General features: G+C 52.2%; 9 protein-coding genes. 8 read left to right on the forward strand and 1 reads right to left on the reverse strand.

The annotated features are described in order from the left end of the window. The 3 genes from FJM74_RS10590 (at nt 1) to FJM74_RS10600 (ending at nt 4679) form a co-directional block, all read left to right on the forward strand. The gene (locus FJM74_RS10590; RefSeq protein WP_187262572.1) at nt 1-1368 is read left to right on the forward strand and encodes an HlyD family secretion protein; all 1368 of its coding nucleotides are present in this window, start codon (nt 1-3) and stop codon (nt 1366-1368) included. Nucleotides 1369-1378: 10 nt separating this feature from the next. Beyond that, nucleotides 1379-2821, forward strand: a complete 1443-nt coding sequence (locus FJM74_RS10595) for a TolC family protein (protein ID WP_187262573.1) — start codon at nt 1379-1381, stop codon at nt 2819-2821. Between the two features lie 748 nt (nt 2822-3569). Continuing rightward, on the forward strand, nt 3570-4679 hold the full coding sequence (locus FJM74_RS10600) for an alpha/beta fold hydrolase (RefSeq protein ID WP_317175550.1): 1110 nt from the start codon (nt 3570-3572) through the stop codon (nt 4677-4679). A gap of 160 nt (nt 4680-4839) precedes the next feature. Here the strand turns inward: FJM74_RS10600 and FJM74_RS10605 are convergent, their stop codons facing one another. Further along, the gene (locus tag FJM74_RS10605) at nt 4840-7428 is read right to left on the reverse strand and encodes a lamin tail domain-containing protein (RefSeq protein WP_187262574.1); all 2589 of its coding nucleotides are present in this window, start codon (nt 7426-7428) and stop codon (nt 4840-4842) included. A 354-nt stretch (nt 7429-7782) separates the two neighbouring features. Here FJM74_RS10605 and FJM74_RS10610 point away from each other — a divergent pair, with 354 nt between their 5' ends. The 5 genes from FJM74_RS10610 to FJM74_RS22655 all read left to right on the forward strand — a co-directional run bounded on the left by FJM74_RS10610 (nt 7783) and on the right by FJM74_RS22655 (nt 13021). Continuing rightward, nucleotides 7783-8772 (forward strand): aspartate-semialdehyde dehydrogenase, encoded by a 990-nt coding sequence (locus FJM74_RS10610; RefSeq protein WP_187262575.1) that lies wholly within the window; start codon nt 7783-7785, stop codon nt 8770-8772. Nucleotides 8773-8926: 154 nt separating this feature from the next. Beyond that, nucleotides 8927-9187, forward strand: coding sequence for a hypothetical protein (locus FJM74_RS10615; RefSeq protein WP_241739065.1), 261 nt, complete (start codon nt 8927-8929; stop codon nt 9185-9187). Nucleotides 9188-10103: 916 nt separating this feature from the next. Then, a complete protein-coding gene (gene hflK / locus FJM74_RS10620) occupies nt 10104-11099 on the forward strand; it encodes an FtsH protease activity modulator HflK (RefSeq protein ID WP_187262576.1) in 996 nt (331 codons plus the stop codon). Continuing rightward, entirely contained in the window at nt 11096-12034 is a 939-nt protein-coding gene (gene hflC / locus FJM74_RS10625) for a protease modulator HflC (protein WP_187262577.1), read from the forward strand. The genes hflK and hflC overlap by 4 nt, the downstream gene beginning before the upstream one ends. Before the next feature lie 117 nt (nt 12035-12151). Then, nucleotides 12152-13021: a restriction endonuclease gene (locus FJM74_RS22655; RefSeq protein ID WP_187262578.1), complete on the forward strand. Its 870-nt coding sequence runs from the start codon at nt 12152-12154 to the stop codon at nt 13019-13021. Nucleotides 13022-13023: the final 2 nt, after the last annotated feature.

Below are 13023 nucleotides of genomic sequence, written 5' to 3' on the forward strand. Positions count from 1 at the left end.
ATGGCCACAGAAGCAAAAGCAGATAAGCATCATGCTGAGTATGAGCACCTGAGCGCCATGTCGCAGGTGAAGACACCGCGCCAGGGCCGGATACTCACCTACTGGATCGGCATCATATTCACCATCATAGTCCTGACCCTCTTTCTGCCCTGGACCCAGAACATCCGCTCTGAGGGTATTTTAACGGCTCTCACGCCCCAGGACAGGCCCCAAACCGTGCAGGCGACCATAGCCGGCCGCATAGAAAAGTGGCATATTATGGAAGGAGCCTTCGTAAAAAAGGGCGACACCATTGTGAGCATCTCAGAGATAAAAGAAAAGTACATGGACCCAAACCTGATTACCCGCCTGGGTGAGCAGACAGATGCCAAGCGCGATGCCGCCTCCGCCACCGAAGCAAAGATGCGGGCCATGCAGGAGCAGATAAAAGCGCTCCGCGAGGGCTTGGTTTTCAGCCTGCAGAAAGGCCGGAACAAGGTAGAGCAAACACGTCTGAAACTGCAGAGCGACAGCATGGAGGTGGTGGCGCAACGCACCGACCTGGCCATTGCCGAGGCGCAGTTCGCCCGCCAGGAAAACCTCTACAACCAGGGCCTGAAATCGCTCACCGAACTGGAAGCACGGCGGCTAAAGCTGCAGGAGTCGCAGGCCAAGCTACTTTCGGCCATAAATAAATTAGATGCATCGCGGGCCGAACTGCAAAACGCCCGCACAGAGCTAAACTCCCTGCAGGCAGAGTATGCCGATAAAATTGCCAAAGCAGAGGCCGAGCTGAGCTCCACCCGCTCCTACCTCTACGGCACGATGGCGGAGGTATCTAAACTGCAGAGCGAGCTGAGCAGCACCCAGGTCCGGAGCCAGTACTACCACATTGTGGCACCGCAGGATGGCAACCTGGTGCGTACATTAAAGGCCGGTATAGGCGAAACCATAAAAGAGGGCGAGCCACTGGCCACCATTATGCCGCACAACTCCCAGATGGCGGCAGAACTCTATGTAAATGCCCTCGACCTGCCGCTGATTAAACCAGGCGATGACATCCGGCTGCAGTTTGAAGGCTGGCCTGCCCTGGTGTTCTCCGGCTGGCCCGGCGCCAGCTTTGGTACCTTTGGCGGCATTGTGGCGGTGCTGGATAATACGGGCACGAACGGGCGGTACCGCATGCTGGTAATACCTCACCCCGACCAGGAGCCCTGGCCGGACGCGCTCCGGGTAGGGTCTGGTGTCTATGGCTGGGCGATGCTGAACACCGTGCCGATCTGGTACGAAGTGTGGCGACAGCTCAACAGCTTCCCGCCAGATTATAATGGCGATGAAGCAGCCGGCCAAGGCAAGAACCCTTCCGGCACAGATGGAAAATATGACTAACAGGCCAGCTATGACATACAACCCTCCTAAAGTATGGTGGCTCCCGGTGCTGCTCCTGCTCCTGACGGCCTCTGCCAGGAGCCTGGCGCAGCCGGCGCAGGACTCGGTGCAGGTACTTACGTTGCAGGACTTCCACCGGCTGGTGCTCCAGTACCACCCGGTGGCCAGCCAGGCGGCCCTGCTCACGGAGCAGGCACGGCAGGAGCTGCGCATGGCCCGTGGCGCCTTCGACCCTGTTGTCAGCAGCAAGCTCTATAAAAAAGAGTTTGCTGGCAAGGAGTACTACACGCTCTGGAACAATGCCCTGCGGGTGCCGCTGTGGTTCGGACCTGAGCTGATGGCCGGCTACGACCAAACCACCGGCAACTACCTGAACCCCGAAAACAGCACACCTGCCGACGGCCTGAGCTTTGCCGGCATTTCGGTGCCGCTGGGGCAGGGGCTGTTTATAGATGCCCGCCGCGCCACCGTGCGGCAGGCTCGCCTCATGCAGCAGATAGCGGAAGCCGACCGCGTAAAACTCATAAACAAGCTGCTGCTGCAGGTAACCAAAGACTACTGGGACTGGCTGCAGTTTTACCGCGAGGTGCAGCTGATTCAGGAGTCGCTTGAGCTGGCCGATTTCAGGCTGAGGGCAGTGCGGGCGCGGGTGCAGGAAGGCGACCTGGCCGCCATCGACACCGTGGAGGCGCTAACAGAAGTGCAGAACAGGCAGGTAATGCTGCATCAGGCACAGCTAAACTACAACAATGCCCGCCTGATGGCCGCCACACACCTTTGGGCCGACAATGAAGTGCCGCTGGAGCTGCAGGAGCACACTGTGCCGGCCCTCACCGGCAGCGAACTGACTTCGCTGCCACAGGATTCGCTTAACCACCTGCTCGAAATAGCGAAGGCAAACCACCCCGACCTGCGCAAGCTCAGCCTGAAGGGGGAGCAGCTGCAGATAGAGCAGCAATTTGCAGCCGATAAGCTCAAGCCTAAACTAAATGTGGAGTACAATGTGTTGCAGAACGACTTTTACAGAAATACCGACCTGTTTGATCGCCAGCACATGAACGCCAATTACAAGCTGGGCATGAGTTTCAGCCTGCCCCTGTTTCTGCGCGAAGAACGCGGCAAACTGCAACTCACCAAAGCCAAACAGCAGCTCAACAGCATGGAGTTGGTACAAACAGCCCGGGAAGTTGAAAACGGTCTGTTGGCAGCGTTTAATGAGTGGGCATCGCTGGAGGAGCAGATACGGCTGCAGGAACAGATGGTGGCCAATGCCGAGATATTGCACCAGGGCGAGCTAACCCGTTTCGAAAGCGGCGAAAGCTCTCTTTTTCTGGTAAACGCCCGCGAGTTAAAATACATGGAAGCCCAGCTAAAGCTGTATGCCCTCCGCGCCAAATACGCCAAAGCCAAAACGACTTTATACTGGTCTGCCGGCGAGATTCAGGTGGATTAATGTTGGTCTTATTACACTTTAAAAGGCGGAGCAGAAGCTGTGGGGAATACCTCTGGAGCTCATCTGGCAGGAAAAAACGAGGATTCTATTCCCTGAATTTTGCGCTGGTGCGAGCCTGCTTTTCCCTACAAGATGAGCTCCGGAGGGGCCATTTCATTAGCATAATTGGTTTAATGTGCTGATGTGCTAATTCTTCAGATTATGGAATTTGAAAATTATACCAAATCGAATTTAGTTGCTTCATACGTTCACCCTCCCTCTCCCGTGTTGTCCTCCTGTCAAGGATCTTGTGGGCGAGAGCCTAAGGCAAGGGCTACTGGCATTTCTTCTGAATCGGTGCACCTGGCAACCTCATCTGCCTGGTAGCTCCTGCAGGTTCTTTATCTAATCGGCGAACAACATGGAACCTCCTTTTTACCAGCAGGTATAAGTAGCACATTAAATAAATTATTCTAATCAAAACACCCCTCCAGAGCTTATTAAAGCTGCTGCTGCTGCAAACTGTCAGAGCAGCCCTTATACGGCACACGCAGGAGTTGCGCAAGCCCGTTTACTGGGCAATCAGGCTATAGCTGATCTGGGTGAAACACGGCACTGATGGCACTCTTCTTCACCCCAGCGTGTTGTAGCAACACCACATATCCTGACCTCAAAAACCGTGATAAAGACACTAGCACTATACCTCTTTCTGTTAAGCAGCTTCGTTTCCTTCACAGGCTGCAATCGCTCCAACAGTGAACCAACGCCAGTGATTACTGAAACGCCTGCAAGGTATGTTTCTTCTGCGCTGCTACTTTCGGTTCCGCTAAAAACGCTGCAAACACTTGTGCCGACCCAAGGCTATGAGGCTTACCTCAGCGAAGTAAAATATGGCGTATCCGTTTACAAGATAGTGTACCACACCACTTACCAGGGCCAGGAGGTAAAGGCGTCGGGCCTGATCTGCGTGCCGGATGGCATGATGACTCCTGCCCCTGTGCTGAGCGCGCAACACGGTACTATCTTCGCACACAGGGAGGCCCCCACGCACTTCTCCGGTCTTTCGGGGTTTGAACTCTTCGCCTCAGCCGGCTACATCACCCTCATCCCGGATTACCTTGGTTTCGGAGAGTCCAAAAACCTGTTTCACCCTTACTACGACCGGCAGCATTCTGCCATGGCCGTAGTAGATATGATAAAGGCTGCAAAAGAGTTCTACAAGGAAAAGCAAATTGCTGCCGGCGAAAAGCTGTTTCTGGTGGGTTACTCCGAAGGGGGCTACGTTACGCTGGCGGCCCAGAAAGAGATAGAGACCAACCCTGCCCATAGCTTAAAGATTACAGCAGCAGCAGCCGGAGCAGGCGGCTATGACCTTAGCTCCATGCTCGATGATGTTACCTCTGGCAAAGACTACTCCTATCCTGCTTACCTGGCCTACCTACTTCAGGCCTACAACCACACCAACAACTGGCAGCGCCCCCTTTCCGACATGTTTCAGGAGCCATATGCCACTAAGTTGCCGGGCCTTTTTAACGGAAGCAACAGCGGCGGCAGCATCAACCGCGAACTGCCCCGCGACCCGCAGAAGCTATTCACACCCGCTTTTTACCAGGGCCTGCTACAGCCCAGCGGGGAGCAAACCCTGAAAAAGGCACTGCAGGACAACAGCCTCACCAACTGGACCCCACAGAGCCCCACCCGCCTCTACCACGGCACCGCCGATGAGATTGTACCTTTCCAAAACTCAAAAGACACTTTCGACGGATTCAGGGCAAGGGGTGCAAAGCAGGTGGAGTTCTTCCCGATAGAAGGCGGCACCCACGGCAGTGCCTTTGTGCCCATGCTCGCATCCATTATCCCCTGGATAAAGGAGCATTAGCATAGTTTGCTCTCAAAAAAGATCCTGAGCAGGTGCAGCAGCAGAACCTCCGGAGGGGCTTTTTCATTGGAATAATTGGTTTAATGTGCTGATGTGCTAATTCTTTAATTTGAAGATGTGAAGATTTAAAAATGAATGACCAGCGCAAATTCACTCTTAGCTAATTAAACACTCCCCCTACCACCACCTTCTCCTTGTGCACACTTTTGCGGCCGTTCAGGTCGAAGAGCTCGATATAGAGCAGGTAGTAGCCTATGGCGGCTTTGGTGCCGTCTTCGCGCAGGCCGTCCCAACGGAAGAAGCCGTTGGTGGCCAGCAGCTCATTCCGCACCAGTTTCCGTATCTCCCGCCCCCGCTCATCAAAAACCGTGATGTTGGCCATAAAACCAGTCTGATCAGTGCTGTAGTTGAGGGTCGTGAAATCGTGCAGACCATCGCCATCGGGTGTAAATATTTTTGGGTCTACGCTGAAGATACTGGCCACGGCCAGCTGCTCCTGTGCCTGCGAGTTCAGGTAGCCCGGGGTGGCATAACCCACCGCACTGGCAGCCGAATGGAAGTTAGCAGCAGTAGTAGGCCCCTGCAGCCGTATCCGCTCCAGCGACACGCCATCCAGGTCGTCGAGCAGCCCGAAGTGCATGTTCTGGTTGTAGTCGAAGCGGTCGGCGATGCGGGAATCGGGTTGCAGCACAACTACGGTGCCGGCCGCATCGGGGTAAGCCGGCAGGCTGGTCATGCGCAGAAATGTTTCTTCGGGGCCGGCAGGGTAATTCATTTTAATGTTTTCAGGATTAGAGGTGAGCACCACGTACTGCCCCGGCTCCAGCACATAGCTGGTGGTGGTGATGGTGCGGAGGCTGGCGATGCTGTCGTTGCTGACGTTGGCGAGCTGCCAGCCCTGCAGGTTCAGGTATTTGTTGCTGCGGTTCACGAGCTCCACAAAATCCACACCGCCCGTGCGCGGGTTAAAGAGCACCTCATTTATCACCACATCGCCGGGAGCAGGAGCCGAGGGCAAGGCAAAGGTGGCCTGCAAAGGCTGATGGCTCAGGTTTCCGGCACAATCCACGATGCCTGTTGCCGACAATGTATGCCGTTGCAGCTCCTGCAGCGGGGCCGCCAGCTGCAGCACGACCTCCGTGAACAGCGGCCCCTGCACCTGCGCCTGGCTTACCACCCCCGCCGGACTCAGGCTATAGCGGCCACGGTTGGCCGCCTGTACACTGTCGAGCCGCTCGTTAAAGCGGAGCAGCAGCATGTTGGGGGCTGTGGCTGTAACGCTGAGCAGCTGTGGCGGCGTGTTATCAGGGTTTAAAGTTGCAACAGAATTCGGCTGAGCAGGCGTACCACCGCGAGGATCGGCAGAAGCTGTCCAGTTGTCGAGGCCGGTGCAGGGGTTGTTTACATCAATCATCTCCAGGCTCCAGCCCCCGTTGCGTTTTACGTTGTCTTTGTACCAGGTATCGCTGTAGCTGACCGCGAAAATAAGGCGGCCGTTTGGCTGGCGGAGCTGCAGCAGCTCACCGGTGTTATTCAGGCTCGGAAAGTTGCTGATGCCGATGACCCTACCAAAAGCCGCAAAGTTCGTGACCTGGCTGTTCGGCACCACCACGGCATACTCACCCGGTTGCAGCTGCACATTAGGCAAGGTGGTGCTGGTCGTGGCATCAGAGTAGCGGATTCCCTGCAGTGTCAGTACCCGGTTGGTGGGGTTGTGGAGTTCTATGTATTCCTGGGCAGGCAAGCCTACGGCAGGTGTTTCGCGGGCCATTATCTCGGTAATCAGCAGTTCGTTGTAACCCGGCAGCCCCGCTGGCGGTGCAAAAGAAAAGTTGCTCCGGATCGGCTCCGGAAGCACATTGTCATAATAATCTGAAAGGTTTCTGATGCTGATGATGTTGGCGCCGGAGCTGAAGTTCTGTTCAAACTGCAGCTGCACCGTACCCGCCGCGGTGAGGGCGGCGCTGGTGGGATGCATGCTGCCGTTAAGGGTGTAATTGGCCGGGTTGACAGCATCCTGCCGGGCCAGTGGCTCGTTAAAGCGCAACTCCAACTGGTTTGGGCTCATTGTTTGGGCGGCCTCTAAGGCAGGCGGAGCAGTATCCGTTACAGAAAAATCGTCGAAGTAGAAGTTGCGGCTGTTGGCAGAGGAGTAGCGCAGCACCAGGCCGAAGTAGCCGGAGCGGGTGTAAGTGGCATCGGTAGCGGTGCCCTGGCTCACGTAGCTTTGTCCCTGCCCCGTCAGGTCAATCTCCAGGTGCCACTCCTGGCTCACGCTGCGGGTTACCCGCACCCGCACCACATTATTGGCGCTGCTCCCGATGGTACCGTCCTGCCCGTTGATCACATACACCGGGTTGCCGCCACGGTCTTTTCGGAAGAGGCTCACCTCGTCGGGGGTGCCGCCAATGCGCACAAAGTAGCCGCTGTTGCTGCCGCTCAGGTCTTCGGAGTCGGAGATCAGGAAAATATCGGCATAGTTGCCAGACGAGGTGGCCAGGCGCAGATTTGCCCAAAATTCCCATACCGTGCCCGTCACAGCCTCCAGGGATGTGGAGAGGGTTAGGGTGGTGCCTGTTACGGCGGGCCCGTTGCTTTGCAACTGCCCCGCCGTGTTTACCAGAAAGCTGCCGGTGTTGCCAGTCCAGGTGGGGTTTTGGGTGAAGTTGCCGTCAGAGAAATTTTCCTGGAGCTGACCCTTCGATAAAAATGGAAATAGCAGAAAGAGAATGAGTAAAGTTTGTTTCATATGCAGAATTGTGATGAAAACTTATTTACTTTGCAACCTCGTGTAAGGATGCGGCGTCGGCACCCACTGCCCAGGAGGGGGCAGGAAGTACAGGCCATGGCTCAGGCAGTTTGTACCACAAACCAGGGCACTCAAACCAGCTTAACAAGAGAAAGCAGGATACTTTGAGACTTTTACGGGAGCCGGTGTTATTTTGGTGCCAAGATTACCAAAAGCAGAAAAGCAGGATTTCTGATACATTTAATATCAGAAATCTATCAATCTGCCATCAATGCGGGAGCACATTAAACTATTAGCACATAAATTACATTAACACACAATAACCATTTATCTATTTATTTATAAACTTTAAACATGAAAGTAGCAGTTGTAGGCGCCACAGGACTTGTTGGCGGCGAAATTTTGAAAGTGCTGGAAGAAAGAAACTTCCCGGTGGATGAATTATTGTTGGTTGCTTCAGAAAGATCTGTTGGGAAACAGATGGCGTTTAAGGGTAAACAGATAAAGGTTATCGGGATGCAGGACGCGATCGCGGCTGCCCCGCAAATTGCGATCTTCTCTGCCGGTGGCAGCACCTCCTCCGAGTGGGCTCCCAAGTTTGCAGAAGCTGGCATTGTGGTAGTAGACAACTCCTCGGCCTGGCGCATGGACCCTACCAAAAAACTGGTAGTGCCCGAGATCAACGCCAAAGAGCTGACAAAAGACGATAAAATTATTGCCAACCCGAACTGTTCTACCATCCAGATGGTGGTGGCCCTCAACAAGCTGCACGAAGAACTGAAGATGAAGCGCGTGGTGGTAAGCACCTACCAGTCGGTAACGGGCACTGGCAAAAATGCCGTGGACCAGCTCATGAACGAGCGTGCCGGCAAGCAAGGCGATATGGCGTACCCATACACCATCGACCTGAACGTGCTGCCGCACATCGACGTGTTCCAGGACAACGGGTACACCAAAGAAGAGATGAAGATGATCCTCGAAACCAAGAAGATCATGAGCGATGACTCTATCCGGGTAACAGCTACTGCTGTGCGTATTCCGGTAATGGGCGGCCACTCTGAGTCGGTGAACGTAGAGTTTGAGAACGATTTCTCGCTGGACGATATCTACCGCATCCTGAACGAGACAGAAGGTGTAAAAGTGGTTGACAACGTGAAAAACCTGGAGTACCCGATGCCGAAAGATGCCCATGGCAAAGACGAAGTATTGGTAGGCCGCGTTCGCCTGGACGAAACACAGCCGCGCACCGTGAACATGTGGATCGTGGCCGACAACCTGCGCAAAGGGGCTGCCACCAACGCCGTGCAAATTGCAGAATACCTGATCAAGCACGAGCTGGTATAAAAGTAACAACCATAGTTACAATAACAAGGAAAGCTGCTCCGGTAACGGGGCAGCTTTCCTTATTTATCATCTTGTTCATTTGCAAATAAGTTCGGGATGAAACTATTTCGCAACGGCCACACTTCTTAATAACCAACTAACCAAACTAAGCATCTTGGAATATTCAATGTTCGAAAGGCTCCCGTTCCGAAGCCAAACAGAATCGTTAGAAAAAGATGGCACCATGCTCGGCCAGCGTACCTACAACGGGTGGCAGGTAACGCTTTACTCCCTGAACGGGCTGTTTGTGGAGCTTTGGGCCGGAAAGGAAGCTCAGGTTATCAGCACGTTTAAGAAATCTGCCAGTGCTGTCGCTGTGCTGGACCCATACATTGAGGACATCGATTTAGGATCTGCCATGCGTATGGAAATGTAGTCTTGCCCATGTGACACTCTCTGCCTCCGGGCACATGGGTTTGTAAGTGAGCAGCGGGCAAATTATTTGAATGAAAAAGGCCCTCTGGAGGTTTTTTAAAGACACAGGACGTAAGACACAAGACTTGTTGCTGATTGATATTTTCCGGTCCATCTTCAAATTTCGAGATCAACCATTAAACAATTTAACAATCAGCAATCAACAAGCAGAAATTAAACATTATTCTGATAATTTTATAAGGACGCCAATTGATTGATAATTAGTTGTTTAAAACAAACATCAGTATGCATATCAGGTAAAAGAGCTGGGATTTAATGGCTTATAAATAGTCTGAGCAAAAACAATTTGTATAAAAGTATACAAAAGATTAACAATATTTAAAAATCGTTAGTCTTGGGCTGAACCAGACCATATTATTAGCAGAAACCAACTCTTTAACTCTCCTTCAATCAGATGATATACTACTATATGTTTTTTATAATCAATTGATATTCAAGTTGCTAATGATTGTAAAAAATTATTAGAATAACCTTCATTATTCGAATGAAAACAGCCCTCCAGAGGCTTTTTTAGATGCTAGACGCTACATAATAGAGGCCAGGTATCAGGTTTTTTGTCTGAATCTTTCTATAGGCACCCTACCCACAACGATTTACAGGATTTCAGGATTCTCAGGGTGGTTGCAGCCTAAAAGGCACCTTCCGTAATTTCGAATCCTGAATTTCTAATTTCTGATTTTAAGGTTTCCACTTCCGCGTAGCATTCTGAAACTGTTCTCAGATGAAAACTGTGTACGTTTCCGTATACCCGCTTTTCCCTTACCTCATTTTATTTATGTAACCCTAGCAATATTTATCCTTTAGCCTTATCTTAGAATGATTCCCATCATCAACAAAGTAAACCAGCTAAGACACCCATGTCAGATGAAAATTACCAGTTCCAGTATTATATGTACCTTTTCCGGAAGCATTTCCAGAAAGTATTGCTCGGCCTTTTTCTGCTGGTACTCATATTCACCTCTATCAAAACGGTTGGCCCCGAAGAAGAAGGCGTAGTGCTGTATGTGGGCCAGTATAACCGCACCGTAGAGCCCGGCCTTAATTTTATTCTGCCCTTCGGGATAGAAAAGATGTACAAAATACCGGTGCAGCGGCAGCTCAAGCAGGAGTTCGGTTTCCGGACGGCCAATGTGGGCAACAACAATACGCAGTACTCCGGCAAAAACTTTGCAGACGAGTCGCTGATGCTGACCGGCGACTTGAACCTGGCCAACGTGGAGTGGGTGGTGCAGTACCGCATCGTCAACTCTTATTACTACCTGTTCCGGGTTCGTGATGCCGAGAAAGCCCTTCACGACATGTCGGAGTCTGCGATGCGCAAAATCGTGGGCGACCGCACCGTGAACGAGGTCCTGACGGTAGGCCGGCAGGAAGTAGCCACCAGCGTGGAGGTGCTGCTCCAGAAAATGTGCGAGGAATATGAAAATGGCATCCGGATAGACCAGGTCGTGCTGCAGGATGTGAACCCACCCGACCCGGTAAAACCCTCCTTCAATGCCGTAAACCAGGCGCAGCAGGAGCGCGAAACACTTATTAACCAGGCCGAGTCGGAGTATAACCGCATTATTCCGCGTGCGCGTGGCGAGGCCGAAGAAACAGTGCAGCTGGCAGAAGCCTACGCCCTGACCAGGGTAAACGGCGCCACCGGCGAGGCCGACCGCTTCACCTCCCTGTACCAGGAGTATGCCAAGGCACCGGAGGTAACCAAAAAACGCATCTACCTCGAAACCATGGAGCGCATCCTGCCTAAAGTAGGAAACAAAGTAATAGTAGACGAACGTGGCAGCAATGTGCTTCCGCTGCTAAACCTTGATCAGCAAAGACAACAACAGCAACCCAAAAGCAATCCATGAGAACTTCCAGAATAATATACCTTGTGCTGGCCTTTGTAGCGGTAACGCTGGTCTTTAGCAGCTTTTTTGTGCTGGATGAGACACAGCAGGCCATTGTAACACAATTTGGCAAGCCCGTGGGCGAGCCCCGCACCCAGCCCGGCCTCAACTTCCGGATACCGATAGTGCAGAAGGTGCAGTTCTTCGACAAGCGCTTTCTGGAGTGGGACGGCGATGCCAACCAGGTGCCCACCAAAGACAAGAAGTTTATATTTGTAGACACCTACGCCCGCTGGCAGATCACCAACCCGCTGCAGTTTTTTATCCGCCTCCGCGACGAGCGCTCGGGCCAGTCGCGGCTCGACGATATTCTGGACGGTGAGACCCGGAATGCCATCGCCAGCCACGAACTGCTCGACATTGTGCGCTCCTCCAACCGTGAGCCAGAGGTATCAGAAGAATACATGGAAGACCTCGAAGTGCTGGAGAAGATAACCGTGGGAAGAGAGAAAATTGAAGCTTTGATATTACAGAGAGCCAACGAACGAACAGCAGACCTGGGCATCCGGATCCTGGACTTCAGGTTTAAGCGAATGAATTATGTGGACGAGGTGCGCAACCGGGTGTACGACCGCATGAAAAGCGAGCGCGACCGCATAGCAGACCAGTTCCGCTCCGAAGGCCAGGGCGAGGCCCGCAAGATTCAGGGCAATAAGGAGCGCGACCTGGCCAAAATCCAGTCGGAGGCCGTGCGTGAGTCGGAGCAGATCAGGGGCAGGGCCGATGCAGAAGCCACCTCTATTTACGCTGCAGCCTACAACCGCAACGCACAAACAAAAGAGCTCTACAGTTTCCTGAAATCCATGGAGACCCTCGAAAAATCTTTCGACGAGCAGACCAGCATCGTGGTGTCTACAGACAGCGAATTGTTCAGGTACCTGAAGCGGGCGAATTAGGGTTAAAACAACCCGTTTTTTCAATGTTGTCTATTTCATCTTCCATAGCTCTTAATACCTCTTAAGGTTTGTTCAGAAAAAGGGGGAAATAAAGGCTGACTTGAGATTCTTGTTTAAGTGGTAAAAAAGAAAAAACAGGCTGAGTTTGTACGATGGTTTGGGCCATTGCTTGATGCGCTTCGTGAACTTGGCTATTCAGGCAAGCCACAGGAGGTCTCTAACAAAATTGCAGAAATGCTTAATTTAGATGATGCTTTTTTAGATGAGACGCTTAAGTCCGGGTCAAATAGGTTTCATAATCAAGTTGCTTGGGCACGGCAATATCTTACATGGGAAGGCTTGCTCGACTCTTCAGTAAGGGGCACCTGGAAGCTTACAGAAAAGGGTAAAGAAACCCACCTGACTTATGACCAGGCGCACGCACTATTTTTAAAATGGGTGGAGATAAATCAGCAGGCACGAAAGGATAAAAACAAGGCTGACGTTATTTTAGAGCAGGCAGAGCTTTCTCCTGAAGAGGTAGAGCTTAAAGCCGAAACGAACCTGCTTGATGTTCTCCAAAATATTTCTCCTTCCGGTTTTGAAAGAGTTTGCAAAGAACTGCTACGGGAACATGGCTTTGAAAACGTAGAAGTAAAAGGCGGCTCACATGATGGAGGCATAGATGGGCAAGGGGTTCTGGAAATTAACCCGTTTGTTAGTTTCAAGGTCCTGTTTCAGTGCAAAAGATACAAAGGATCAGTATCCAGAGCACAGGTAGGAGATTTCAGGAACGCTATGATTGGCAGGGCAGAGAAAGGAATCATCATGACGACCGGCACATTTACTATCGAAGCTATAAAAGAAGCGAACAGAGAAGGTGCTCCCCAGATTGAGCTGGTTGATGGGCAGAAACTTATTAAAATGTTCGAAAAGGTGGAGCTTGGGCTTAGGCCCAGGATTATTTTTGAGGTTGATCTATCTTACTTTAACAAATTCAAAGATTAATT

Source organism: Pontibacter beigongshangensis, assembly GCF_014332515.1.
GTDB classification, from domain to species: domain Bacteria; phylum Bacteroidota; class Bacteroidia; order Cytophagales; family Hymenobacteraceae; genus Pontibacter; species Pontibacter beigongshangensis.